Source organism: Thauera aromatica, from assembly GCF_023093595.1.
Taxonomy (GTDB): Bacteria; Pseudomonadota; Gammaproteobacteria; order Burkholderiales; family Rhodocyclaceae; genus Thauera; species Thauera aromatica_A.
The window spans coordinates 1-23,266 of the sequence record NZ_JALLIK010000088.1; the positions used below are offsets into that span (position 1 = coordinate 1).

The 23,266-nt window shown below is 69.2% G+C and carries 24 protein-coding genes and 1 pseudogene; 6 read left to right on the forward strand and 19 right to left on the reverse strand.

What is annotated here, in order from left to right; genetic code table 11:
- The 3 genes from MXC99_RS04850 to MXC99_RS04860 all read right to left on the reverse strand — a co-directional run.
- Positions 1 to 1,608: IS1634 family transposase (locus MXC99_RS04850; RefSeq protein WP_247724414.1), on the reverse strand; the 1,608-nt coding region annotated here is incomplete at its 3' end.
- Positions 1,609 to 1,697: 89 nt separating this feature from the next.
- Positions 1,698 to 3,194 (reverse strand): DNA methyltransferase, encoded by a 1,497-nt coding sequence (locus tag MXC99_RS04855; RefSeq protein WP_247724415.1) that lies wholly within the window; start codon positions 3,192 to 3,194, stop codon positions 1,698 to 1,700.
- Between the two features lie 86 nt (positions 3,195 to 3,280).
- Positions 3,281 to 3,553, reverse strand: a complete 273-nt coding sequence (locus MXC99_RS04860) for a type II toxin-antitoxin system ParD family antitoxin (protein WP_247724416.1) — start codon at positions 3,551 to 3,553, stop codon at positions 3,281 to 3,283.
- Between the two features lie 311 nt (positions 3,554 to 3,864).
- Here MXC99_RS04860 and MXC99_RS04865 point away from each other — a divergent pair, with 311 nt between their 5' ends.
- The 3 genes from MXC99_RS04865 to MXC99_RS04875 are packed head-to-tail and all read left to right on the forward strand — an operon-like array spanning position 3,865 to position 6,869.
- The gene (locus tag MXC99_RS04865; RefSeq protein ID WP_247724417.1) at positions 3,865 to 5,022 is read left to right on the forward strand and encodes a pyridoxal phosphate-dependent aminotransferase; all 1,158 of its coding nucleotides are present in this window, start codon (positions 3,865 to 3,867) and stop codon (positions 5,020 to 5,022) included.
- Between the two features lie 57 nt (positions 5,023 to 5,079).
- A complete protein-coding gene (mtnA, locus tag MXC99_RS04870) occupies positions 5,080 to 6,150 on the forward strand; it encodes an S-methyl-5-thioribose-1-phosphate isomerase (protein ID WP_247724418.1) in 1,071 nt (356 codons plus the stop codon).
- On the forward strand, positions 6,147 to 6,869 hold the full coding sequence (locus MXC99_RS04875; protein ID WP_247724419.1) for a class II aldolase/adducin family protein: 723 nt from the start codon (positions 6,147 to 6,149) through the stop codon (positions 6,867 to 6,869). Before mtnA ends, MXC99_RS04875 begins: the two co-directional genes overlap by 4 nt.
- A 12-nt stretch (positions 6,870 to 6,881) precedes the next feature.
- On the opposite strand, the gene MXC99_RS04880 is transcribed toward MXC99_RS04875, so the two are convergent.
- The 6 genes and pseudogenes from MXC99_RS04880 to MXC99_RS04905 form a co-directional block, all read right to left on the reverse strand.
- Positions 6,882 to 7,109, reverse strand: a complete 228-nt coding sequence (locus tag MXC99_RS04880; RefSeq protein WP_247724420.1) for a hypothetical protein — start codon at positions 7,107 to 7,109, stop codon at positions 6,882 to 6,884.
- 3 nt (positions 7,110 to 7,112) lie between these two features.
- Positions 7,113 to 7,613, reverse strand: coding sequence for a GNAT family N-acetyltransferase (locus tag MXC99_RS04885; protein WP_247724421.1), 501 nt, complete (start codon positions 7,611 to 7,613; stop codon positions 7,113 to 7,115).
- Between the two features lie 103 nt (positions 7,614 to 7,716).
- Positions 7,717 to 7,902, reverse strand: a pseudogene (locus MXC99_RS04890) (DUF1778 domain-containing protein); the annotation flags it as partial.
- An 88-nt stretch (positions 7,903 to 7,990) separates the two neighbouring features.
- Positions 7,991 to 8,191, reverse strand: a complete 201-nt coding sequence (locus MXC99_RS04895) for a hypothetical protein (RefSeq protein WP_247724422.1) — start codon at positions 8,189 to 8,191, stop codon at positions 7,991 to 7,993.
- 49 nt (positions 8,192 to 8,240) lie between these two features.
- Positions 8,241 to 9,110, reverse strand: a complete 870-nt coding sequence (locus MXC99_RS04900) for an NAD(P)-dependent oxidoreductase (protein ID WP_247724423.1) — start codon at positions 9,108 to 9,110, stop codon at positions 8,241 to 8,243.
- A 37-nt stretch (positions 9,111 to 9,147) separates the two neighbouring features.
- Positions 9,148 to 10,029 (reverse strand): NAD(P)-dependent oxidoreductase, encoded by an 882-nt coding sequence (locus MXC99_RS04905; RefSeq protein WP_247724424.1) that lies wholly within the window; start codon positions 10,027 to 10,029, stop codon positions 9,148 to 9,150.
- A 77-nt stretch (positions 10,030 to 10,106) separates the two neighbouring features.
- Here MXC99_RS04905 and ybiB point away from each other — a divergent pair, with 77 nt between their 5' ends.
- Positions 10,107 to 11,024, forward strand: coding sequence for a DNA-binding protein YbiB (ybiB, locus tag MXC99_RS04910; protein ID WP_247724425.1), 918 nt, complete (start codon positions 10,107 to 10,109; stop codon positions 11,022 to 11,024).
- Positions 11,025 to 11,097: 73 nt separating this feature from the next.
- On the opposite strand, the gene MXC99_RS04915 is transcribed toward ybiB, so the two are convergent.
- Positions 11,098 to 11,991 (reverse strand): pirin family protein, encoded by an 894-nt coding sequence (locus MXC99_RS04915; RefSeq protein WP_247724426.1) that lies wholly within the window; start codon positions 11,989 to 11,991, stop codon positions 11,098 to 11,100.
- Between the two features lie 117 nt (positions 11,992 to 12,108).
- Positions 12,109 to 12,708, reverse strand: coding sequence for an FMN-dependent NADH-azoreductase (locus tag MXC99_RS04920; RefSeq protein ID WP_247724427.1), 600 nt, complete (start codon positions 12,706 to 12,708; stop codon positions 12,109 to 12,111).
- Positions 12,709 to 12,804: 96 nt separating this feature from the next.
- Between MXC99_RS04920 and MXC99_RS04925 the strand changes: the two genes are divergently transcribed.
- Positions 12,805 to 13,701: a LysR family transcriptional regulator gene (locus MXC99_RS04925; RefSeq protein ID WP_247724428.1), complete on the forward strand. Its 897-nt coding sequence runs from the start codon at positions 12,805 to 12,807 to the stop codon at positions 13,699 to 13,701.
- 150 nt (positions 13,702 to 13,851) lie between these two features.
- Positions 13,852 to 14,355 carry a disulfide bond formation protein B gene (locus MXC99_RS04930; protein ID WP_247724429.1) on the forward strand — a complete coding sequence of 168 codons (504 nt, stop codon included), beginning with the start codon at positions 13,852 to 13,854 and terminating at the stop codon, positions 14,353 to 14,355.
- A 74-nt stretch (positions 14,356 to 14,429) separates the two neighbouring features.
- On the opposite strand, the gene MXC99_RS04935 is transcribed toward MXC99_RS04930, so the two are convergent.
- The 8 genes from MXC99_RS04935 to MXC99_RS04970 all read right to left on the reverse strand — a co-directional run bounded on the left by MXC99_RS04935 (position 14,430) and on the right by MXC99_RS04970 (position 23,195).
- Entirely contained in the window at positions 14,430 to 14,651 is a 222-nt protein-coding gene (locus tag MXC99_RS04935) for a YgaP family membrane protein (RefSeq protein ID WP_107221670.1), read from the reverse strand.
- Positions 14,648 to 17,923, reverse strand: coding sequence for an efflux RND transporter permease subunit (locus MXC99_RS04940; protein ID WP_247724430.1), 3,276 nt, complete (start codon positions 17,921 to 17,923; stop codon positions 14,648 to 14,650). Before MXC99_RS04940 ends, MXC99_RS04935 begins: the two co-directional genes overlap by 4 nt.
- Positions 17,924 to 17,937: 14 nt before the next feature.
- Positions 17,938 to 18,999 carry an efflux RND transporter periplasmic adaptor subunit gene (locus tag MXC99_RS04945; RefSeq protein WP_247724431.1) on the reverse strand — a complete coding sequence of 354 codons (1,062 nt, stop codon included), beginning with the start codon at positions 18,997 to 18,999 and terminating at the stop codon, positions 17,938 to 17,940.
- An 80-nt stretch (positions 19,000 to 19,079) separates the two neighbouring features.
- Positions 19,080 to 19,466: a sirohydrochlorin chelatase gene (locus MXC99_RS04950; RefSeq protein ID WP_247724432.1), complete on the reverse strand. Its 387-nt coding sequence runs from the start codon at positions 19,464 to 19,466 to the stop codon at positions 19,080 to 19,082.
- Positions 19,467 to 19,545: 79 nt separating this feature from the next.
- Complete coding sequence (locus MXC99_RS04955; protein WP_247724433.1) at positions 19,546 to 20,346, reverse strand: tRNA threonylcarbamoyladenosine dehydratase; 801 nt, start codon at positions 20,344 to 20,346, stop codon at positions 19,546 to 19,548.
- 7 nt (positions 20,347 to 20,353) lie between these two features.
- On the reverse strand, positions 20,354 to 21,316 hold the full coding sequence (locus tag MXC99_RS04960; protein WP_247724434.1) for an MBL fold metallo-hydrolase: 963 nt from the start codon (positions 21,314 to 21,316) through the stop codon (positions 20,354 to 20,356).
- A 106-nt stretch (positions 21,317 to 21,422) separates the two neighbouring features.
- A complete protein-coding gene (gene ssb, locus MXC99_RS04965; protein WP_247724435.1) occupies positions 21,423 to 21,929 on the reverse strand; it encodes a single-stranded DNA-binding protein in 507 nt (168 codons plus the stop codon).
- Between the two features lie 57 nt (positions 21,930 to 21,986).
- Positions 21,987 to 23,195: an MFS transporter gene (locus tag MXC99_RS04970; RefSeq protein ID WP_247724436.1), complete on the reverse strand. Its 1,209-nt coding sequence runs from the start codon at positions 23,193 to 23,195 to the stop codon at positions 21,987 to 21,989.
- Between the last annotated feature and the right edge of the window lie 71 nt (positions 23,196 to 23,266).

A 23,266-nucleotide genomic window follows, 5' to 3' on the forward strand; every position in this document is an offset into this window, starting at 1 on the left:
CGCCACCGGCTCGCCGCCGTTCAGGCGCACGCGGTGATGCTGGATGCGCTGCAGTTGCTCGAGCGCGCGCTCGGGCGTGTAGCCCGCGTCGGCGGCCTTGAGTCGGCTACGCATCACCCGATGCAGGATCAGCGCCATGAAGCAGATCGACGCGTGCGCGCGAATCCGCTCGGGCAGGCGGTGATACACCGGGCCGATCTCGATCTCGGACTTGAGCACCTTGAAACCGCGCTCGATGTCGGCGAGCGACTTGTAGCGCGCAATCACGTTCTGCGCGGCGAGGCCCTCGGCGTTGGTCACCAGCAGCAGCTTGCCGTCCATCATTTCGGCAAGACGCTTCGCCTTGTCGTCGATGTGGTAGCTGAAGAGCTCCTCGCCCAGATCCACCTTGATGATGCGCGACAGGTGCGCCTCGCTGACCGCATGGTAGAAGCGCGCCTTGGCGCCACTATCCGAGAGCTTGCGACCCCGGTGCTTCACGCCTTCGTCCTGCTCGGTGAGCTTGCCGGTCCATTGGTCTGCCTGGCGGGTCAGCGCGTCGATGCGCTCGTTGCGCTGCTGGGTCTTCGTGGCGGCCGTCACCGGGTCGTGCGCGACCACCAGCCGAAGGTCGTTCCAGGTGTGCTCCGAGATGACCTCCTGCGTGGCGCCAGCGCACTGCGCTTCGTGGAAGGGTTCGAGCAGCTCGATGAACTCGTTGTAGCGCCGACCGGGCACGGCGACGATGAATTCGAGCGGCTTGCCGCTGGCCAAGCGCACGGCCTTCAGCGCTTCGAGATTGTCCAGGCTGAGCAGTCCCCGGTCGGCCACCAGCACCAGGCGCTGCACCGACGGGAAGCGCTCGAGCACCTTGGTGAGCGTGGGCAGCAAGGTTCGGGTCTCGGCCGTATTGCCGTCGAACACCTCGTGGTAGATCGGCAGCCCCTCGGCGGTCTGCACCACGCCGAGCATGAACTGGCGGGCGATCAGCCCTTCCTTGGCCATGCCGTACTGGCGCACGTCGCCGGCCTGCTGGCTGAGCCCTTCGCTGCGGATCGTGGTGAGGTCGTAGAACACCACCGACAGATCCTGATCGATCAGTGGGCGCAGCAGCCCGGCGACCACCGCATCGACCTCGTCCTGATGATCCATCAGCGCATCGAGGCTGCGCAGCAACTGCTGGTGCGTGACCGCCTTCGGCCCGAAGTCGGGCAGCGCCACCGTCTGCACCCAGCGCAGCACGCCGAGTTTGGATTCAGGGTCGCACAGGCGGTTGAGCACCATCAGCCGGACCAGCGCTTCCACGTCCGTGGTGCGGCGCGTGCGGCGAAACACCCGGCGCAGCCCCGAGAAGCCGAGCGACTTCCACAGCTCGGTCAGCGCCCACACGTTACCGAGCGCCCGCGCGGACTCGAACGACACCGTCGGCGCCGGCGGCTTGGCACCCATCGGTTCGCGACCGGTGATCTTCAGCAGGCCGTTGATGACCGCGTCGAGCGACCCATCGACCTGTTCGGCGCGGCCGAGCGTGGCGACGGTGCGCTTCTTCACTCGTCCCGCCTCGTCGCGATAGGACTCGACGAGTTGGACGTAGCGGCGGCCTCCGGAGGTGGTGAGCTTGACGTGCATGCCGCCACTTTAGCGACCTACAAAGTGCCGTCAAGTTTGGCGGTGGCTGTTACAAACGTGCCACCACAGCACTTTTGCGATCATGGCCTTCAAACCCGCGCCGGAACTGGAGTCACTTTCCGAAAAGGCGCGAAAATCGGGGTTAAGTGTCGAACCCCGGCGATCTCGGCTTGATCGAGCGGTGAACCGAACAAGTCATCGGCCCGCATCTTCACAGTCGTCCCGCTGGGAGGGAACGCGGACAACCAATCGAGCCGCAGCGCGTTGCCGCAGGTGATCCAGTTCTCGTTGCGCAAGGGCAGGAACTCGGCCAGGGCCAGCTTCTGGCCTCGATACAGCACGTCGCACTGGTACTCGGCGATGACCAACGCAAGACGGGCGATCTCCGCCGGGAAGTCGCGCAGTTCGATCCCGCGAAAGTTGGTGAGCGGGATTTCCGATGCGCGATCCGGCTCGCCGCGACGCCGATTGATCTCGGCCTCGATGGCGCGCATTTCCTTGTAGGCGATGACCAGGAAATTGCCCGAACCGCAGGCCGGGTCGAAGACCCTGATCCTGGCGATGCGCTTGCGCAGGTTGAGCAAGGTGCGCAGGTTATCGCCCGCCTCCCCCAGTTTTTCCCGCAGGTCGTCGAGGAACAGCGGATTCAGCACCTTCAGGATGTTGGGGACACTGGTGTAGTGCATCCCCAACTCGCCACGCTCCTCGTCCTCGGCGACGGCCTGGATCATCGAGCCGAAGATGTCCGGGTTGATCTTGGTCCAGTCCAAGCCGCCGACGTGTAACAGGTAGGAGCGGGCGATCTTGCTGAATCGCGGGACTTCGGTGTTGCCGGAGAACAGCGCCCCGTTGACGTAGTGGAAGTCTTCGGCCCAGCGGGGAACCTTGGCGGCGCCCCGGTCCTCGCGCTTGGTGTTCATGGCGCGGAACAGCGTGGCGATGACCTCGTGCGTGTTGGACGAGTCCTTGGCGCTCATCTGCGCGACGGTGTCGGTGAAGCGACCCTTGCCGACGAAGATGTCGGTGTCCTCGGCGAAGAAGCAGAAGATCAACCGCGCCATGAACTGGTTCATGTCGTGGCGACGCTCCGCCGTGCCCCATTCGGGGTTGTCTTTCAACAGTTCGACGTACAGGCGGTTCAGGCGGCTGGTGGCCCGGATGTCGAAGGCGTTTTCGCTGATCTGGCGAACGGTGCTGATGCCCGCCAGCGGCAGGAAGAAGCCGAAGTGGTCCGGGAAGTCCTTGAAGGCACAGGCGACGGTCTCGCCGCTGGTGAGGTCCTCGGCCTCGAAGTCTGTGCCGTCGGTGGCGAGGATGAACTTCGCCTTGGCCCTGGCCGTCGCCGGACTGGCCTTAAGGGCGGCCAACGTCTGCGTCACCCGCCCGGCGTCGCAGGTCAGGATGTGGATGTTGCTGGTCTGGAGAACACCGCCGAGGTCGGACTTGTTCGACGCTCCCGCGCGCAGACGCTTGAGGGTCGTCGCCTTGTTGCCGAAGGCTTCAAGGAAGGCGAAGGGGAACGCTGCGGGGTCGAAGGGCTGCTCCGCAAGGTCGGTGATGGCTTGTTCGATTTCTACTGCATTCATGGGTTTACAGCCCCCGTCGGGGCGAGGCCGCCTGGTTGCTATGGTTTTCCGCCCTGGCGGAATGCCGAACCTTGCTCACGCTGTCGCTACGCCGGTCGCCGTGCGGACCGCGTTGCCCGGCCGCGTTGCTTGATTTCGTTCATGTCGAGCTCGCGCACCCGGCCCGCCTCGATGTCTGCGACGCCTTGGGCGATGTCGGCTTTCAGGCTGGCCAGGTTCACCGCCTGCACGCCCTGGTAGGCCTCGAACAGTCGCAATGCTTCGCGGATGACTTCACTCGCAGAGCTGTAAAGACCAGACTCCACGTGCTGACGCACCCGATTTTCCAACTCTGGGGGTAAGGAGACGTTGAGGGACATGGCGCGCTCCAGAGGATGTCAAATAATGTCATAGTCTGCCACTAAACCGACGGCCTGCGCGCTTGAAGGTACGTTCCCGCCGCCTCGACGAGCCCGCTTCGTTCGACTCGCCGGTTCAGCGACCACCCCACTCGCTTGGCATCATAAGTGGGATTCGGGGGAGGGCCGCAGGAATGAGAGGCCGCGCGCCGCATCCACGCTTCCGGCTTTCTTGCTCAAGTCTGTCGATTGCGAAAGAATGGACGGCTTCGGTGAGTGCCCGGAAGTTCGGCTTCGGGGCGCTTCCAACCTTCCCGTTTCTGGATGAAAGCATGGAAAAACAGTGGCTTGTACCCCGCCCCGAGCTTGCTAAAACCGGTACGACCATCTTCACCGTGATGTCGCGCCTCGCCCAGGAATGCGGCGCGATCAACCTGTCCCAGGGCTTTCCCGACTTCAACGCCGAGGACGTCCTGTTCGAGCGCGTCGCCCACTGGATGCGCAGCGGCCACAACCAGTACGCGCCGATGGCCGGCTGCCTGGCGCTGCGCGCGGCGATCGCGGCCAAGGTCGAGGCCTTGTACGGCACCCGCTACGACGTCGAGGACGAGATCACGGTCACCGCCGGCGCCACCCAGGCGCTGTTCACCGCAGTCACCGCCTGCGTCCGTCCGGGCGACGAAGTGATCGTGTTCGAACCGGTGTACGACTCTTACGCGCCGGCGATCGAGCTGGCCGGCGGCACCGTCGTGCGCCTGCAGCTCGCCGCCCCCGACTACCGCCCGGACTGGGCCGCGGTGGCCGCGGCGATCACCCCGCGCACGCGGATGATCATGATCAACACCCCGCACAACCCCACCGCCACGGTGTGGACGGCGGACGATCTCGACCGCCTCGCCGCGCTCGTGCGCGACACCGCGATCGTCGTCGTCGCCGACGAGGTCTACGAGCACATCGTCTTCGACGGCGCCACCCACGCCAGCTGCGCCCGCCACCCGGAACTGGCCGCGCGCAGCTTCGTGGTGTCGAGCTTCGGCAAGACCTACCACATCACCGGCTGGAAGGTCGGCTACATCCTGGCGCCGCGCGCGCTGATGGCCGAATTCCGCAAGGTGCACCAGTTCAACGTGTTCACCGTGAACACCCCGGTTCAGCTCGCCCTGGCCGACTACATGAGCGCGCCTGCGCGCCACCTCGGGCTGGCCGCCTTCTACCAGGCCAAGCGCGATTTCTTCCGCGACGCGCTGGCCGGCGCGCGCTTCGAGCTGCTGCCTTCGCGCGGCACCTATTTCCAGCTCGCCCGCTTCGGTGCGATCTCGACGCTGCCCGACACCGTCTTCTGCGAATACCTGACCCGCGACATCGGCGTTGCCGCGATCCTGCTGTCGGCGTTCTTCGCCGACGGCCGCGACGAGCGCGTGGTGCGCTTCTGCTTCGCCAAGACCGAAGCCACGCTCGCCGCCGCCGGCGAACGCCTGCGCCGGGTCTGAACGCCGCCGCAGCCCGCGCCGCCCACCGGACCACCCACCCCGACAACCGCCCGCCCCATGTTCGTACAACCGATTCCCACCCTGCGCCGCGAGGCCGATACGCTCGTCATCCTCGACCAGACCCTGCTGCCGTTCCGCAGCGCAACCGTCGCCCTCGCCTCCCTCGAAGCCGCCGCCGACGCGATCCGCCACATGCAGGTGCGCGGCGCGCCGCTGATCGGCGCCACCGCGGCCTTCGGCGTCGCCCTCGCTCTCGCCCGCGGCGGCGCCGACGACGCCGTGCTCGAACACGCCCTCGCCGTGCTCGGCGCCACCCGCCCGACCGCGGTCAATCTGCACTGGGCACTGGCGCGCCTGGCCGACGTGCTGCGCCCGCTGCCGGCGCCCGCCCGCTGCGCCGCGGCCTGGGCCGAAGCCGAGGCGATCCGCGCCGACGACGCCGCGACCTGCGACGCCATCGGCCGCCACGGCCTGGCGCTGATCGCGGCGATCGCCGCCCGCCGTCCCGGCCCGGTGCGCCTGATGACCCACTGCAACGCCGGCTGGCTCGCCACCTGCGGCGCCGGCACTGCGCTCGCCCCGGTCTACGCCGCCCAGGCTGCCGGCATCGCGGTCGAGGTGGTGGTCAGCGAAACCCGCCCGCGCAACCAGGGCCTGCTCACCGCCTGGGAGCTGCGCGCGGCCGGCGTGCCGCACACGCTGATCGCCGACAACGCCGCCGGCCTGCTGCTGATGCGCGGCGAAGTCGACCTCGTGATCACCGGCGCCGACCGCGTCGCCGCCAACGGCGACACCGCGAACAAGGTCGGCACCTATCTCAAGGCGCTCGCCGCGCACGCCGCCGGTGTGCCTTTCTACATCGCCGCGCCGCATTCGACGCTCGATTTCGGCTGCCCGGACGGCCGTGCGATCCCGATCGAGGACCGCGGCGCCGACGAAGTCTGCCGCATCCGCGGCCTCGCCGCCGACGCCACGATCGCCGAGCTCAGCCTCGCCCCCCCCGCTACCCGCGCCGCCAACCCGGCCTTCGACGTGACTCCGGCGGCGCTGATCGCCGGCATCGTCACCGAGCGCGGAATCGCCGCCCCCGGGCACCTCGCCGCGCTCTACCCGGAGCAGGCACGATGAAGGCGACAGCAATGAAAGCGGCCGATCTCCCGGCGCTGCGCGACGCCCTCCTCGGCGCGATGCGGGCGATGGGCGAAGCCCGCCTCAACGTCGGCACCGCCGGCAACGCCAGCGTGCGCCTGGACGAGCCCCGCCCCGATGCGGACGGCCACGGCCGCGCGCCGCACATGCTGATCACTCCCAGCGGACTGCCGGTGCCGCGCTGCACCGCCGACGACATGGTGATCGTCGACGCCGACGGCCGCCCCCTCGGAGCGCTCGCCCCGTCCTCCGAGTGGCTGCTGCACCGCGACCTCTACGCCGCCTTTCCCGCCGCCGGCGCGATCCTCCACGCCCACGCCCCGTTCGCCACCGCGCTCGCCTGCCAGCGCCTCGACATCCCGCCCTTCCACTACATGATCGCGCGCTTCGGCGGGCCGACCATCCGCTGCGCGCCCTACGCCACTTTCGGCACCCAGGCCTTGTCGGACGCCGCGGTAGCCGCGCTGCACGAGCGCAACGCCTGCCTGCTGGCCAACCACGGCATGGTCGTGTTCGGCCGCGACCTCAGCCATGCGCTCGCGCTCGCGATTGAATTCGAAACCCTGTGCGAGCAGTACTGGCGCACCCTCCAGCTCGGCACCCCGGTGCTGCTGTCGGAAACGGAAATGGCCGAGGTGATCGAGCGCTTCCGCTGGTACGGCAAGCCGCGCGGGGCAGGTACGGATTCGGATCATTGATGCTTGGCCGGGCTACGTGCCCTCAACCACCCGCGCCACATCACCGTGGCATTGAGCACACTTGCCCACCAGCAGCAGGTTGCCATTCCTGATGGTGCCGCTGAAATCGGTGATCGTTGTTTCGTGGCTGCAGCACCCGCACCAGACGTTGGACAGTAAGCGCTGGCGGATGTCGGTCGGAATGGATTCCCACCGTTGGCGGGCGGGCCTGGTAAAAATGGGCAGTGATTCGATGGTCATGGTTCAGCGTACCCAGCGACGGGCATCTTTGAGGAGCAGCAGCAGTTGCTGCTCACGCAGCGGCGATGCAATGAATCCGAACCGGGTATAGAACCGCGCCCCATCTTCATCGATGGGGTGCGTCGGCAGGGCCCGGATGCCGGCCTGCTCGGCAATCAGCATCGTGCGACGGATTGCATCCTGCAGCAGGCCGAAGCCGATGCCTCGCCCCTGATCCTGCGTCGCCACCGCCAGCCGCGCCAGGATCACCACCGGTAACGGGTACTGCCCCATCCCCTTGCGGATGCGCTCCGGTGCGTCCAGCGTATCGACCTGGCCCACGGTCAGGCTGAAGTAGCCCGCCACACGGCCATCGTCCCCGGCAACGACGAAAATCTTGGCCGAGCCACTGCCCTGTGCTTGGCGAGCGTGGCGCAAGAGCCAGTCGTCGAGCGCGGGCTTGCCGCAGTGAAAGCCTTCCAGCCGGTGCTGTGCAGCCAGCGGCTCCGGTGCGCGCAGCGTCACTTCGCGTCCCAGGGGGCCTTGCGGGCAAACAGGTCGGCCACACCGTCGTTGGACTGTTCGGGCGCTCGAGCAGGTCCATCAGGGCCTGATACTGGTTGCCCGAGACCATGAACAATCGCTGATCGAGCAGGGTATGTTCGGCGGCCAGGCACGCGCTGTCGAGGATGAAGTCGGTCAGCGACTTGTGCGCCACCTCTGCGGCACGACGCAGCACCGCCTCCTGTTCGGGGGTGGCGCGCAGCCCGAGGCGGGCAGACCGGGCGGAAGGCGACGATGCAACGGCAGTCATGGCAGCACCTCTTTTGTTAGATCAATTGCCGCAATGTTAGTACAATAGACGCACATCATCTAGCCCCCGAGTAATGTCACTCTGACGCTTACTCCTCATCCTCATCCTCGCCGACCGCCGCATCGACCCCGGCTGCGGCCACATCCACGGTGGTCTCGACCACCGTCGCCCCGACCTTGACCGCGGTCACCCCGACGGTGACCACGGCGTCGGCCACCGCCACCACCGCGCAGCCCTGCAGCAGCACGGCCAATGCCACGCCGACCAGCACCAGGCGAGACCGCGGCACGGCCCCGCGCCCGGGACGGGCGCTCGCCGCGACGGCGCTGCCGCGCCCCTCAGCCACGCCCGCCTTCGAGCACGCGCAGCAGGCTGGAAGTGTCCTCCCGCCCCCAGCCCGCGCCCATCAGCGCGTTGAGCTGCTGCCAGACCTGCGCCGCCACCGGCAGCGGCGCCCCGAGCCGGGCGGCCTCGTCCATCAGGAGGGCGAAATCCTTGTGGTGCAGGCGGGCCTCGATGCCGGCGCCGAAGTCGCGCTCGACCATGCGCTGCCCCATCACTTCGAGCACCCGCGATCCTGCCGAACCGCCCATCAGCGCACTGCGCACCGCGGCGACATCGACGCCGTGGGCGGCGGCAAGGCGGACGGCCTCGGCGCAGGCCTGGATCGTGCTGACCATGATCATCTGGTTGCACGCCTTGGCCACCTGCCCGGCGCCGGGCGGACCGATATGGACGATGCGCCGCCCCAGCACCGCGAGCAGCGGACGCACCCGTTCCAGCGTCGCCGCCTCGGCGCCGGCCATGATCGCCAGGCTCGCCTCGTGCGCGCCCTGCGCCCCGCCCGATACCGGCGCATCGACCCAGCCCACGCCGCGCTCGGCATAGCGGGCGGCGAGCATGCGCGCGCTCGCCGGCGCGATCGTGCTCATGTCGACATGGACCGCGCCGAGGCCGAAGCCCGCGGCCAGCCCGTGCGCCCCGAGCGCCAGCGTCTCGACATCGGCGCTGGCGGTGACCATGGTGATGACGGCTTCGCTGCGCGCCGCCAGTTCGGCCGGGGTCGCGCACAGCGGCACCCCTTCGCCGGCCAGCGCCGCGGCCGCTTCCGGCCGCCGCGCCCAGAGCGCGAGCTCATGCCCGGCAGCGCGCAGATGGCGCGCCATCGGCGCGCCCATCACGCCCAGCCCGATAAAACCCACTTTCATGTGATTGCCCCCATTTTCGATCGCCACTGTTCGACCGTCACTCGCCCACACCGCCGCTCATGCGCTCGAGCAGCTTGAGCATGGCCACCGAATCCTCCTCGCCCAGGCCGCTGCCGAGCATCGCCGCATACATCTGCGCCGCCGCCGCGGTCGACGGCAGCGCCAGGCCGAGGCGCTGGGCCTCGTCGAGGACGATGCGCATGTCCTTGTGGTGCATCCAGGCCTTGAACCCGGGGTGGAAGTTGCGCTCGAGCATGCGCTGGCCGTGGTTCTCCAGGATGCGCGAGGCGGCGAAACCGCCGAGCAGGGCCTCGCGCACCTTGCTGCCGTCGACGCCGCTCTTGCGCGCGAAGTTGAGCGCCTCGGCGACCGCGGCGACACCGACCCCGGTGAGGATCTGGTTGCACGCTTTGGCGACCTGGCCGGCGCCGGCCTCGCCGACGCGGGTGATCGACTGCCCCATGGCTTCGAACAGCGGACGGGCGCGGGCGCAGGCCGCCGCCTCGCCGCCGACCATGATCGTCAGCGTGCCGCCGATCGCCCCGCCCTCCCCCCCGGAGACCGGCGCATCGAGCGCGGTGATGCCGCGCTGTGCCAGGCGAGCGGCGATCGACTGCGCCGCTGCGGGAGCGATGGTGCTCATGTCGATGTGCAGGTGGCCTGCGCCCGCCCCGTCCGCCACCCCGGACGGGCCGAGCACGACCTCTTCAACGTCGGGTGCGTCGGCGACCATGCTGATCGTCACCGGCGCCCGGCGGGCGAGTTCCGCGGCGCTGGCGCAATCGCCCGCCCCGGCGTCGAGGAGGGGCTGCATCGATTCGCGCCGCCGGCTCCACACCTGCACCGTGTGTCCGGCCTTGAGGAGGTTGAGCGCCATGGGTCGCCCCATGAGGCCCAGCCCGATGAATCCGACATCCATTTTCCGCTTTCTCCCTTGGTTCGCTCCGGCCCGCGTCAGGCTGGCCCCGCGGCAGGATCACGGCCATAATCGCCGCCATGAAATACGGCGCAATCATCAAGGAAATCGGGCGGGGAGCCAAGGGCGCGCGCGCCCTCGATGCGGCCACCGCGGCCGCGCTGTTCGGTGACATCCTCGACGGCACGGTTCCGGAACTGGAGCTGGGCGCAATCCTGATCAGCTTCCGGCTGAAGGGCGAGTCGCTCGACGAACTGGTCGGCTTCAAGCAGGCAATGGACGCGCGCACCGCGCAGCTCGCCGTCCCCCCCGGGCCACGCTGCGTGGTGCTGCCAACCTACAATGGCGCGCGCCGCCAGCCCAACCTGATGCCGCTGGTGGCCTTGCTCCTGGCGCGCAGCGGGGTGCCGGTGCTGATCCAGGGCCGGCACGACTTCGACTCCCGGGTGAGTCCGTTCGAGCTGCTCGCCGCGCTCGCCCTCCACCCGGAGGCCGACCCGGCCGCTGCTTCGGCGCAGCTGGCGGCCCGGCGCATCGCCTGCCTCGGTGTCGACCAGCTGCTGCCGGGGCTGGACGCACTGCTCGCACTGCGTCCCCGCCTGGGCGTGCGCGCCAGCGGCCACACCGTCGCCAAGCTGCTCGACCCCTGCCGCGGACGCAGCGTGCGGGTGATCGCGGTAACCCATCCCGAATACCTCGAGCGGATGGACGCCTTCCTGCGCGCCGACCGCGCACGCGCGATGCTGCTGCGCGGCACCGAGGGCGAGATCTACGCCAACCCGCGGCGCTGCCCGGAGATGAAGGCCTATGTGGACGGCGAAGCCGCCGCCGGCGTCGCTGCCGAAACCGGCGGTGCGCCTCCGCTCGAAACCCTCCCCGGCACGCCTTCGGTGGCCGACAACGCGGCGCTGATCCGTGCCATGCTCGCCGGCGACATCCCGATACCGGCGCCGATCACCGCCCAGGTCGCAGCGCTGAAGGCGCTGGCGGACAGCTGAAGCCGGCGCGCGCCGGGCGAACACCCCCGACGCAGCGCGGCTGGACGGGGCGGGAACGCGGATGCCGCGGCGCTCAGCCCCCCAGGCGCCCGGCGCGGTAGTCGGCGACAGCCTGGTAGATTTCCTGCTCGGTATTCATCACGAAGGGGCCGTACTGGGCGATCGGCTCGTTCAGCGGCTGCCCGGCAATCAGCAGGGCGCGGGTTTCTGCGGTCCCTTGCGCGGCCTCGATGACCACGCCGTCGCTGTCGGCTTCGTTGCCGAGGATCGCCATGGTGCGCACCGGCACGGCCGTGCCGCCCACCGTCAGTTCCCCCCGGTAGACATACAGGAAGGCGTTGTACCCGGGCGGGAGCGCCTGGCTGAACGCAGCCCCGGCCGGCAGCCGGAGGTCGAGATAGAGCGGCGCAGTGACCTCGCGGCTGACTGCGCCCTGCACGCCCTGGCTTTCGCCGGCGATCACAACCACGTCCACGCCGGCCGCAGTGGTGAAGCGCGGCAACTCGGCGGCGGCAAAATCGCGGTACCAGGGTGCGCTCATCTTGTCCTTCGCCGGCAGATTCAGCCACAGCTGGAAGCCTTCCATCCGCCCTTCTTGCTGCTGCGGGATCTCGGAGTGGATCACGCCTCGCCCGGCGCTCATCCACTGCACACCGCCGCTCTCGAGCAAGCCTTCGTGGCCGGCGCTGTCGCGGTGCAGCATGCGCCCGGCGATCATGTAGGTGACGGTCTCGAAGCCGCGGTGCGGATGATCGGGAAAACCGGCGATGTAGTCCTCGGCGCGATCGCTGCCGAAGGCATCGAGCATGAGGAAGGGATCGAGACGCTTCTGCAGCCCCTGGGTCAGCACCCGGGTGAGCTTGACCCCGGCACCGTCGGACGTGGGCCGGCCGGTGACGAGGCGCTCGACCGTGCGCGGACGGCGAAGCGCCGCTGGCGGGGTCGGAAACGGATTCACGGCATTCATCAGCGTTCTCTCCTTGAGGTGGAGGCGGGCGATCCCGCCCCATCCTTCATCGACCGGGACGGGGGCGGCATCCAGCCGCTCCCCGCACCCGGCCGCACAAGCCGCCGGGCGCCTCACTCAGCTCAGCGCGGCGACGATATCGGCCTCGGCTTCGGCGAAGCCCTGCTTCACCGCCTCTTCGCCCATGTTCAGGCCTTCGGCGTAGATGAAGCGCACGTCGGTGATGCCGAGGAAACCGAACAGGGTCTGCAGGTAGGGCGTCTGGGTATCGGCCGGGGTGCCGCGGTAACGGCCGCCGCGGGCGAAAGCGACGAACACTTTCTTGCCCCCGAGCAGACCTTCCGGGCCGTTCTCGGTATAGCGGAAAGTGACGCCGACGCGGGCGATGGCGTCGATCCAGTTCTTGAGCTGGGTCGAGATGCCGAAGTTGTACATCGGCACGCCGAGCACGATCACATCGGCGGCCTGGACTTCGGCGATCAGCGCGTCGCTCGCAGCCACGCGGGCAGCCTGCTCGGGGGTACGCTGTTCGGCGGGCGTAAACAGCGCCCCGAGCGCCGTCTCGTCGATCACCGGCGCCGGGGCGCGGGCGAGGTCGCGCTCGACGACGTCGGCCTGCGGGTTCTCCGCCTGCAGGCGGGCAACGATGTCACGGGCGATACGGGTGGAGTTGCCGGCTTCGGAACGGGCGCTGCCGTTGATCTGCAGAATCTTCATGTCAAGTCCTCACAAGGGTTGGGATCAGGTGAGGCTCAGTCTATTAGCGGAAGCTGATTGCATTAAGCGCGTCGAACGAACATCATTGTTCCTTCCATGGAACAGATAGACCCCAACGATCTGCTGATCTTTGCCCGCGTCGTCGACGACGGCAGCTTCACTGCCGCCGCCGAGCGCCTCGGCCTGCCCAAATCGACCGTTTCACGCCGGCTCTCCCAGTTCGAGGAACGTCTGGGAGAACGCCTGCTGCTGCGCACCACGCGCCGGCTCAACCTCACCGAATTCGGCCGCGCGCTGCTCGAGCACGCACGCCAGGTCGGGGCCGAGGTGGAGGCGGTGGCCGCATTGGCCGAAAGCCGCCAGGTGCAGCCGAGCGGGCGGCTGCGGGTATCGATGCCGAGCGACTTCGCCAACCTGCTCCTGACCGACATGCTGGCCGCCTTCTCCGCGCTGCACCCGGCAGTGACGCTGGAGCTGGATCTGTCGCCGCGACGGGTCGATCTGCTCGGGGAGAATTTCGACATCGCCATCCGCCTCGGCGACTTGCCCGACGACACCCTGCTCGCCGCACGGCGGCTGGCGGAATTCTCCTGGGGACTGTATGCGGCGCGGAGCTATCTGGCCGAAAACGGCACCCCCGAACGCCCGGAAGACCTCCACCGGCACCGTGCGTTACACCTCCAGGCACGCACCGGCGAACCCGCCGGGTGGACCCTGCTGCATGCCGACGAACGCTGGGAGGGCGTGCCGCCGGGCTCGATCACAGCCAACTCGCCCGAGCTGCTGATCCGCTTCGCCCGCGCCGGCGCGGGGATCGCCGCCGTGCCCGATTACTTCGCCGAGCCTTACGTGCGGCGGGGCGAACTGCAGCGGGTGATGCCGGCGTGGTGCCTGCCGTCGATCACCGCCTGGGCGGTCTTTCCCGGGCGCAAGCTGATGCCGACCAAGACGCGCGCCTTCCTCGACATGCTGCTGGCCGCATTGGCGCGCTGAACCGCGCTCCGGCCGGGGCGCGCGCTGCGGAAGCGGCCCCGGCCACGGCGCCGCCGGCGAGCATCGCAAGGGTCGCCGCACCTCGCGCGGCGCACCGGGAACCGGAGCGAACGCCTACAATGTCGCTCTCCCGAGCGAAGACGAGTGCCCATGGCCCTGCTGCAACGAATCCAGTCCCTGCCCGCGCGCGTGCTCTATCTCGCGCTATTCCTGATCGCCGCCGGCCTGCTCGGTTTCGGCCTCTACCTTCAGCACGTCGTCGGCCTCGAGCCCTGCCCGATGTGCATCATGCAGCGCTACGCCTTCGCCCTCGCCGCCGTGCTCGCCCTGCTCGCCGCCGCGCATGGTCCCGGCCGCAGCGGCGTACGGGCCTACGCCGCCCTGATCGGCCTCGCCGCCCTCGGCGGCGGCGCCATCGCCGCCTGGCAGAGTTGGCTGCAGATCGACCCGCCGGCGATTCCAGAATGCGGCCCCGGGCTGGAATTCATGCTCGAAAGCTTCCCGCTCGCCGAAGCCCTGCCGATGATCTTCCGCGGTGCGGGCGACTGCGCGGTGATCGACTGGACCTTCCTCGGGCTGTCGATCGCCAACTGGTCGCTGCTGAGCTTCGGCGCGACGCTGGCGTTCGCCGTGTGGATGCTGCGCCGCGGCTAGGCAGGCCACCCGGCCGGCGCCCCCCGGAATGCCGGCGGGATGCTTCCCGCCGTGCCCGGAGCGGCGGGCCGGCTTCAGCTGCAGCGCGCCGGGCCGTCCTTGACGCCGAGCTTGTGCAGGATGTTCACCAGCGGACACACGCCGGTGAACGCGCTCTGGAACAGGTTCGCGCCGACGAAGGCGGTCACCCACAGGAAGTGCTTGCTGACGAAGAGCGGCGAAGCCTCGACACCGAGCGCGAGCGAGATCAGGACGAAGGCGCCGGCGAAGGCGCGCACGTAGTCGTTGGTGGTCATGCGGGATTCTCCTCGGGGTTTTTGAGGCTTGCGATGCGGCCGCGCATGGCGGCGTAGTAGAGCACCGGGATCACCACCAGGGTGAGCACGGTGGACACGAAGATGCCGAAGATCAGGCTGATGGCGAGGCCGTTGAAGATCGGGTCGTCGAGGATGAACACCGCGCCGATCATCGCCGCCAGCGCGGTGAGCCCGATCGGCTTGGCGCGCACCGCGGCGGCGCGGATCAAGGCCTCGCCGAACTCCATGCCTTCCCCGACCTGCTGATTGACGAAATCCACCAGCAGGATGGAGTTGCGCACGATGATGCCGGCGAGCGCGATCATGCCGATCATCGAGGTGGCGGTGAATTGCGCGCCGAGCAGGGCGTGGCCCGGCATCACGCCGACAAGGGTGAGCGGGATCGGCGCCATGATGATCAGCGGCACAAGGTAGCTCCTGAACTGCGCCACCACCAGCAGGTAGATCAGCACCAGGCCCACCGCGTAGGCCGCGCCCATGTCGCGGAAGGTCTCGTAGGTGATCTGCCACTCGCCGTCCCACTTGAGCTGGTAGCCGGCATAGGGGTCGTCGGGCTGGCGGATGAACCATTCGCCGAGCGTGCCGGCGAGCCCCGGCGCGCCCTCGAGCGCCATGCCATTCACCCGCGAGCGGATATCGAACATGCCGTACAAGGGCGAGTCCAGCTTGCCACCCATGTCGCCGGTCACGTACACCACCGGCAGCAGGTCCTTGCGATAGAGGATCTGCTCGCGCCGCGTCTCGGCGACCTGCACCAGCTCGGAGATCGTCACCCGCTGGCCGGCGTTGTCGCCGATGCGTGCGCGCACCTGCATCGCCAGCAGGTCGGCAAGGTCGGACTGGCGCGCCGCCGGCAGCTGGATGCGCACCGGAATCTCGTACTTGTTGTCGCCACCATGCACCGGAGTAACGTTCTCGCCCGAGAGGCCCAAGCGCACAACCTCGACGATGTCGGCCTGGGCCACGCCCATGCGCGCGGCCTTGGCCTGGTCGACGCGCAGCACCAGCTTGGGCGCATCCTCGTCCACCGTGTCGTCGACGCCGACGATGTCGGGGGTGTCCTCGAAGGCGGCCCGCACGCGCTTCGCCACTTCGAGCTGGCCGTCGTAGTCCGGGCCGTAGAGTTCGGCGACAATCGGCGACAGCACCGGCGGGCCGGGCGGCACTTCCACCACCTTGGCGTTGCCGCCGCTACGGCGTGCGATCGCGGTGACCGCGTCGCGCACCGACACCGCGATCTCGTGGCTCTGGCGCGCGCGTGCAGTCTTGTCGACCAGGTTGACCTGGATGTCGCCCTGCTCGGGCGCGCTCCTCAGGTAGTACTGGCGCACCAGGCCGTTGAAGTTGATCGGCGCCGCGGTGCCGGCGTAGGACTGCCAGTCGGTGACCTCGGGCACGGTCGCCAGATGGGCGCCGATCTCGTTGAGCACGCGTGCGGTGTCCTCGACCGGGGTGCCGACCGGCATGTCGAGCACGACCTGGAACTCGCTCTTGTTGTCGAAGGGCAGCATCTTCATGACCACGAGCTGCACCACCGGCAGCGCCACCGAGACGCCGATGAGGGCGAACACGGCCAGCCACAGCATCCGCCGGTTGCGCGCGCCGCGGCGGGCATCGAACATCGGCGTCATCACGCGGCGGAAGAGGCCGTCGAGCCGCTTCGTCATCCTGTCCTCGCCGCCGTGCGGGTGGGCATCGACGTTCTTCAGCATCTTCTGCGCCAACCAGGGCGTGACCACAAAAGCCACCACCAGCGAGATGAACATGCCCATCGAGGCGTTGATCGGGATCGGGCTCATGTAGGGCCCCATCAGCCCGGTGACGAAGGCCATCGGCAGGAGCGCCGCGATCACCGTGAAGGTGGCGAGGATGGTGGGGCCGCCAACCTCGTCGACCGCCTTCGGGATCCGCTTCCACAGCAGCGTGTCGGGCTCGAGTGTATGCCAGCGGTGGATGTTCTCGACGACCACGATGGCATCGTCGACCAGGATGCCGATCGAGAAGATCAGCGCGAACAGCGACACCCGGTTGAGGGTGAAACCCCAGGCCCAGGAGGCGAACAGCGTCGCCGCGAGCGTCAGCGACACCGCGATGCCGACGATGATCGCCTCGCGCCGGCCGAGGGCGAAGAACACCAGCGCCACCACCGCGGCGGTGGCGAAGGCGAGCTTGCCGATGAGCTGGCTGGCCTTGTCGTTGGCGGTCTTGCCGTAGTCGCGGGTCACGGTGAGCTCCACGCCTTCCGGAATGAGGCTGCCGCGCAGGTTCTCCAGGCGCTGCATCGCCGCCCGGGTGACGTCGGCGGCGTTGGCGCCGGGCTTCTTCGACAGCGCCAGGGTGACCGCGGGGAAGAGGCCCTGCTGGCCGATACCGCGCTGTTGGGCGGCGGCGCCGGTACCGAACCAGACGTATTGCGAAGGCTGGTCGGGGCCGTCGACGACCTCGGCGACGTCACGCAGGAACACCGGCCGGCGCTCGGACACGCCCACCACCAGGCTGCGGACGTCTTCGGCGGATTCGAGATAGGTGCCGGTCTGCACCAGCACCTCGCGGTTGCCCGCGACCAGGCTGCCCGCCGGCTGCGAAGCGTTGGCGAGCTGCAGCGCGCCGCGCAGCTCCTGCGCGGTGACGCCGTGCGCGTTCATGCGCTCGATGTCCATGTTCACCCGGATCACGTGGCCGGGGCCGCCGACGGTGACGACATCGCGCGTGCCGGGGATGCGCTTCAACTCGGTCTCGGTCGCGCGCGCGATCTGCTGCAACGAGAACGCGGCCCGTTCGGAGTCGGCAGTCCAGAATGTGAAGCTGGCGATCGGCACGTCGTCGATGCCCTTGGGCTTGATCAGCGGCGTTCCCACGCCGAGCTGCGGCGACAGCCAGTCGGCGTGCGACTGCACCGTGTCGTACAGGCGCACCAGCGCGGTCTGGTTGGGCACGCCGACCTCGAACTGGACGGTGATCACCGCCATCCCCGGGCGCGACACGGTATAGACGTGCTCGACGCCGGCGATGCGCGACAGCACCTGCTCGGCCGGGCGCGCCACCAGGGCCTCGACGTCGTGCGCCGAGGCCCCCGGGAAAGGCACCAGCGCGTTAGCCATGGTGACGTCGATCTGCGGCTCTTCTTCCTTCGGCGTGACCAGGGTGGCGAAAATGCCGGCGAGCAGCAGCACCAGCGCCAGCAGCGGCGTGATCGCGTTGCGCTGGAAACCGGCGGCGATACGGCCGGAGATGCCGAGATCGGATGCCATCGTCGCCTCCCGGCTCAGCGTGTGGCGGCCGCGCCGCGGGTCTCGATGCCGGCCTGCACCGGGTCGAGGGCGAGGGTTTCATCGCCCCTCAGCCCGGAGAGCACTTCGACTGCCCTGCCATCCTCCTCGAGCCGCCCCAGGCGGACCTGGCGCAGGCTGAAGCGGCCCTCCCCATCGGCGACATACACCGCGCTCAGCTCGCCCCGGCGCAGCACCGCGGCGGCGGGAATGAGCACCGTGGCGGGGGCTCCCGCCGTACGGAAATGGACGCGTGCGAAGCTGCCGGGGAGCACGCCTTCGGTGCCGGCAGGCAGATCGATGCGCACACGCACGGTGTGGGTACGCGCATCGGCGGCGGGCAGCACGGTGACGGCCGCGGCATCGACGATCCGCCCGCCACCGCCGAGTTCGACGCGCGCCTCCAGGGGGGGCGCACCGAGCAGCGACAGGCGCTCCGGCGCCAGGTCGGCGACCGCGCGCATCCGCGCTGGATCATAGAGGGTGAGCAGCGCGCGCCCGGGTTGGGCCATCTCGCCGTGCTCGATGTGGCGCTCGGCCACCACGCCGTCGAGTGGCGACGTGACGGTGGTGTGCGCGCTCGCCGCCTGCGCCTGCGCCCGCGCCGCCCGCGCTGCATCGAGCTGCGCTTCGGCGGCCTCGTGGCGGGCGCGGGCGCTGTCGAGCGCGGACTCGCTGAGGAAACGACGCGCGAGCAAGCTGCGGGCGCGCTCATAGTCGGCCTTGGCATTGATCCGCGCGGTTTCGGCCTGCACCACGCCGGCCTCGGCCGCGGCGAGCGCGGCAGCGGCTTCGGCGGGATCAATCCGCACCAGCACCTGGCCCTTGCGCACGCGCTCGCCGGCATCCACCGCCAGCGCCACGATTCGCCCCGGGACCTGGGCGGCAAGGGTGGATTGGTGCACCGCTTCGACCGTCGCTTCAGCCTGCACCGCAGCACCGAGGGCGCGCACTTCGGCACGCACGGTCGCCACTTCGGCGTGCCCGGCAGCCGGGGCCAGCAGTGCGACGAGGGCGGGGATCGCGCGCGCAGCGGCGAGGAAGCGAGGAATCTTCATATCTATAAGTATATTCTTATATACACGAAGGGCAAGTGTGATCCATTCCCTGCGCCTCATGCGCAGGCCCCCGCGCCGGCTCAATCCAGGCAGTTGCGGGCGTAGCCGGCAATCGCGTCGACGACCTCGTCGGCTTCACCGGCCGCCATCGACAGCGTGATCCGGCACGCTGGATGGGCCCGCCGGCTCGATTCGATCAGGGCCGGCAGGTCGCGCTTGAGGTGGCCGCCCTGGGCGAGAAAGACCGGCACCACCGCGACCCGCCGCACGCCTGCGGCCGCCAGCTCGGCGATCGCTTCGGGCAGGGTCGGGCGGATGAACTCGAGAAAGGCGAGTTCGACCCGCGGCGCTTCGGGTGCGGCGAGCATCCGCGCCCGGATGCGCTGCATCGGCCCGGCCCATTCGGGATCGCGCGCGCCGTGGCCGAAGAGCACGACAGCGGACGCATGCGGCGGCACTGCATTCATCGGGAGGCCTCCTCGGGTAGGGTTCGGATCGGTGTCGTCTCGCCGGACATCGGCGCGGCGGCTTCGCAGCGCCGCCCGACTAGGTGGCAGCGTGCGTTGGCGGCCGCAGCAACAGCTCGAGCGCACGGGCAGAGCATAGCAGGCCGACGGTGGCGGTGACTGCCATGCTCGAGCCATAGCCGGCACAGGCCAGCCCCTGCAGGCCGGCGCGCGCACCGGAGGCGGCGTCGGCATCGCAGGCCCGCGCTTCGGGGTAGCGCAGCGGCTCGGTGGAAAACGCCGCGGCGATGCCGAACTTCTTTTTCGGGTCGCGGGGAAAACCGTGCTCCTTGCGCAACCGGGCCCGTACCTTGGAGAGCAAGGGGTCTTGCAGGGTGCGCGCCAGGTCGTCGATACCGACCCGCGCCGGGTCGGTCTTCCCGCCGGCCCCGCCGGCCATGACCAGCGGGATGCGCCGGCGTCGGCAGACGGCGGCGATCGCGACCTTGGCGCGGACGTTGTCGATCGCATCGATCACCACATCGAAGCCCCGAAGCAGGGCCTCGGCATTTTCCGCGGTGAGGAAATCCTCGATCCGGGTCACCGAGCACGCGGGGTTGAAGGCGGCGATGCGCTCGGCCATCGCCACCACCTTGGCCTGGCCGAGCGTGGCGTCGAGGGCATGGACCTGACGGTTGATGTTGGATTCGGCGACGTGGTCGAGGTCGATCAGGGTCAGGCGGCCGACACCGCTGCGCGCGAGCGCTTCGGCCGCCCACGAGCCGACGCCGCCGATGCCGACGACGCAGGCATGGCGGCGCTGCAGCAGGTCCACGGTGCCGCTGCCGTAGAGGCGGTCGAGACCGCCGAAGCGGCGCGCGGGATCGAGTTCGACGTCCATCGACCGCTCAGGCGCGTTCCGCCGCCGCACCCGGGCGGTCGAGCCAGACCCCGAGCCCCTGGGCGTTGAGTTCGAGGTCCATCCGCAGCAGCTCCAGCGCCTGCTCTTCGTCGAGCGCCCAGTTCTGCCGTGCCGTCTCTTCGCGCATCACCTGCTCGAGACCGGCAAGGATTTCGACGTGGCGGGCAACGCCCTCGCCGCGCGCCGCCCGTGCCACCGCGACCATGGTGTCGATCAGCCGGTGCAGGTCGGCGCCGAGGCGCTCGACGTCGACGACCCGGCCGTAGTGAGTGAGGTACATCGCCTGCGGCCGCATCGACAGCAGGCGATCGATCGAGGCGTGCATCGCCTCGGGGTCGAACTGGGTCGGGGTCGTCGTCGGCACCACGAAAGCGCGGCCGTCGACGTCGAGTTCGCGGTAGGACAGGCCGAAGGCGTCACCGGTGAAGAACGCCTGCGCGCCGGCATCCCAGATGCAGATGTGATGAAGCGCGTGCCCCGGGGTATCGAATACCCGGAAACGGCGCGCACCGAGGTCGAACTCGAGCCCGTCGCTGGCCGGTACGATGCGCTCCGCCGGCACCGGAACGAGATGACCGTAGAATTCGAAAGCGCGCTCGGCACCATACACCGCGGCCGTGCCTTCCCACAGCCTGGCCGGGTCGATCATGTGGCGCACGCCGCGCGGATGGACCAGCAGCTTCGCCTCGGGCAGGGCACACATCAGGCTGCCGGCGCCGCCGGCATGATCGAGGTGGATGTGGGTAAGCATGACCCACTCCACCGCTTCGGGGGCCACGCCGAGCGCCGCAAGCGCACCGAGCACGCGCGGAACGGCGGCATTGCTGCCGGTATCGACCACTGCGGCACGACCGTCGTGCACGACCAGGTGGACGGCGGCGAGCTGCGGCCGGCCATAGCCCGACTCCACCGTGTGCACGCCATCGGTATGGCTGATCAGATATTGCATGAACGTCCCTCCTCATCCTGCAAGCTTGGGGCCGTTCGCCCAGGTTCAATGGCCCGACGCCCGCGGCGCTGCCGAGCCGGGCGCCGCGCAGGCGTCGAAGAACGTCTCAGAACGGAATATCGTCGTCGAAATCGCCGAAGCCGCCCGGCGGCGGCGCGGAGGGCGCCGCCGGGCGCTGCGGCGCCGAAGCGGGCGCGCGCGCCGCCGCCGACGGAGGCGGAGGCGGCGCATCCCAGCCGCCCTCGCCCGCCCCGCCGCGCGTCGGCGCATCGCCGCCTTCGCGGCGGCCGAGCATCTTCATCTCGTCGCCGCGGATTTCGGTCGTGTAGCGCTCCTGGCCGCTCTGATCCTGCCACTTGCGTGTGCGCAGGCTGCCTTCGATATAGACCTGGCTGCCCTTTTTCAAGTATTGCCCGGCGATCTCGGCGAGCTTGCCGAAGAAGACGACGCGGTGCCACTCGGTGGCCTCGCGGCGCTCGCCGGTGTTCTTGTCGCGCCAGGTTTCGGTGGTGGCGATGCGCAGGTTGCAGATCGCGTCGCCTGAGGGGGCGAAGCGGTTTTCCGGATCGGCGCCGAGGTTGCCGATCAGGATGACTTTGTTCACGGATGCCATCCGGTTCTCCTTTGAATGCGTGTGCGGACGGACGGCAGCGGCCGCCCGTAACAGGGTTCAGCCATGTGCCGGAAGCGGGGCCGCCGGACGCACCGGAGGCGGAGCCATCGAGGCCGCCAGCGCGAGCCACACCAGCGCCAGGGCGGCACAGAACAGGCTCACCGCGGCGGAGCCGAAGCTCTGCCCCAGCCAGCCGCCGAGCAGCCCTCCGAGAAACAGCCCGACCGACTGCAAGGTGTTATAGACGCCGAGCGCGGTTCCTTTCGAGCCAGGCGGCGCGATGCGTGAAATCCACGACGGCTGGGTGGCCTCAAGCACGTTGAAGGCGACGAAGAACAGCGTCAGCATCAATGCCAGCGGTATCAAAGCGTCGCCCGCCAGCCAGAGCCCGAACTGCACCAGCACGAGCAGCGCGATCGCGGCGTTGAACACGGCCTTCATCCGGTCGTGGCGCTCGGCGAGGATCACCGCCGGCACCATGACGAGGAAGGACAGCAGCACCGCCGGCAGATAGACTTTCCAGTGCTCGGTCATCGGCAGGCCGCCGCCGGTGACCAGCGCCGAAGGCACCATGACCCACATCGTGGTCTGGATCAGATGCAGCGCGAACACGCCGAAGTTGAGCCGCATCAGCTGGCCGTCGCGCAGCACGTCGATGAAACGGCCGGTGGCGCGCGGCACCGGCGGTGCTTCCGGCACCGCCCACAACAGCACGCCGATCGCGGCGAACGCGAGCACCGCGGTCAGCCAGAAGATCCCGTCCATGCCGATCGCGGCGTACAGCAGCGGCGCCGCCACCATCGACAGCGCGAACACCAGGCCAATCGAGGAGCCGATCATGGCCATGACCTTGGTGCGGTGCTGGTCACGGGTGAGATCGGCGGCGAGCGCGGTGACCGCCGCCGAGATCGCCCCCGCGCCCTGCAGCACGCGGCCGACGATGATCATGTGGATGCCGTCGGCGAGCGCCGCGATCACGCTGCCGAGGACGAACAGCACGAGGCCGAAGACGATCACCGGCTTGCGCCCAAAGCGGTCCGACGCCGCCCCGTAAGCGATCTGCAGGCAGGCCTGGGTCAGACCGTAGGCGCCGATCGCCAACCCAACCAGGGTCAGGTCGTCACCGCCCGGAATGCCCGCAGCGTGCACCGCGAACACCGGCAGGATCAGGAACAGCCCAAGCATGCGCAGGGCGAAGATCGCGGCCAGGCCCAGGCCGGCGCGGCGCTCTTCGCGGCTCATCGGATCGCGTGCGGAAACGGGCATCGGAAACGGCTTCGTCAAAACGCGGATTCTATCATCGCCGACCTGGCTGGAGTCCTTGACCCGAATTAACC

Excerpts from the sequence above, each read along its gene's own strand:
- MXC99_RS04855 (WP_247724415.1), bottom strand. The coding sequence starts at position 3,194 with ATGAATGCAGTAGAAATCGAACAAGCCATCACCGACCTTGCGGAGCAG.
- MXC99_RS04860 (WP_247724416.1), bottom strand. The coding sequence starts at position 3,553 with ATGTCCCTCAACGTCTCCTTACCCCCAGAGTTGGAAAATCGGGTGCGT.
- MXC99_RS04865 (WP_247724417.1), top strand. The coding sequence starts at position 3,865 with ATGGAAAAACAGTGGCTTGTACCCCGCCCCGAGCTTGCTAAAACCGGT.
- mtnA (WP_247724418.1), top strand. The coding sequence starts at position 5,080 with ATGTTCGTACAACCGATTCCCACCCTGCGCCGCGAGGCCGATACGCTC.
- MXC99_RS04875 (WP_247724419.1), top strand. The coding sequence starts at position 6,147 with ATGAAGGCGACAGCAATGAAAGCGGCCGATCTCCCGGCGCTGCGCGAC.
- MXC99_RS04880 (WP_247724420.1), bottom strand. The coding sequence starts at position 7,109 with ATGACCATCGAATCACTGCCCATTTTTACCAGGCCCGCCCGCCAACGG.
- MXC99_RS04900 (WP_247724423.1), bottom strand. The coding sequence starts at position 9,110 with ATGAAAGTGGGTTTTATCGGGCTGGGCGTGATGGGCGCGCCGATGGCG.
- MXC99_RS04905 (WP_247724424.1), bottom strand. The coding sequence starts at position 10,029 with ATGGATGTCGGATTCATCGGGCTGGGCCTCATGGGGCGACCCATGGCG.
- ybiB (WP_247724425.1), top strand. The coding sequence starts at position 10,107 with ATGAAATACGGCGCAATCATCAAGGAAATCGGGCGGGGAGCCAAGGGC.
- MXC99_RS04915 (WP_247724426.1), bottom strand. The coding sequence starts at position 11,991 with ATGAATGCCGTGAATCCGTTTCCGACCCCGCCAGCGGCGCTTCGCCGT.
- MXC99_RS04920 (WP_247724427.1), bottom strand. The coding sequence starts at position 12,708 with ATGAAGATTCTGCAGATCAACGGCAGCGCCCGTTCCGAAGCCGGCAAC.
- MXC99_RS04925 (WP_247724428.1), top strand. The coding sequence starts at position 12,805 with ATGGAACAGATAGACCCCAACGATCTGCTGATCTTTGCCCGCGTCGTC.
- MXC99_RS04930 (WP_247724429.1), top strand. The coding sequence starts at position 13,852 with ATGGCCCTGCTGCAACGAATCCAGTCCCTGCCCGCGCGCGTGCTCTAT.
- MXC99_RS04935 (WP_107221670.1), bottom strand. The coding sequence starts at position 14,651 with ATGACCACCAACGACTACGTGCGCGCCTTCGCCGGCGCCTTCGTCCTG.
- MXC99_RS04940 (WP_247724430.1), bottom strand. The coding sequence starts at position 17,923 with ATGGCATCCGATCTCGGCATCTCCGGCCGTATCGCCGCCGGTTTCCAG.
- MXC99_RS04945 (WP_247724431.1), bottom strand. The coding sequence starts at position 18,999 with ATGAAGATTCCTCGCTTCCTCGCCGCTGCGCGCGCGATCCCCGCCCTC.
- MXC99_RS04950 (WP_247724432.1), bottom strand. The coding sequence starts at position 19,466 with ATGAATGCAGTGCCGCCGCATGCGTCCGCTGTCGTGCTCTTCGGCCAC.
- MXC99_RS04955 (WP_247724433.1), bottom strand. The coding sequence starts at position 20,346 with ATGGACGTCGAACTCGATCCCGCGCGCCGCTTCGGCGGTCTCGACCGC.
- MXC99_RS04960 (WP_247724434.1), bottom strand. The coding sequence starts at position 21,316 with ATGCAATATCTGATCAGCCATACCGATGGCGTGCACACGGTGGAGTCG.
- ssb (WP_247724435.1), bottom strand. The coding sequence starts at position 21,929 with ATGGCATCCGTGAACAAAGTCATCCTGATCGGCAACCTCGGCGCCGAT.
- MXC99_RS04970 (WP_247724436.1), bottom strand. The coding sequence starts at position 23,195 with ATGCCCGTTTCCGCACGCGATCCGATGAGCCGCGAAGAGCGCCGCGCC.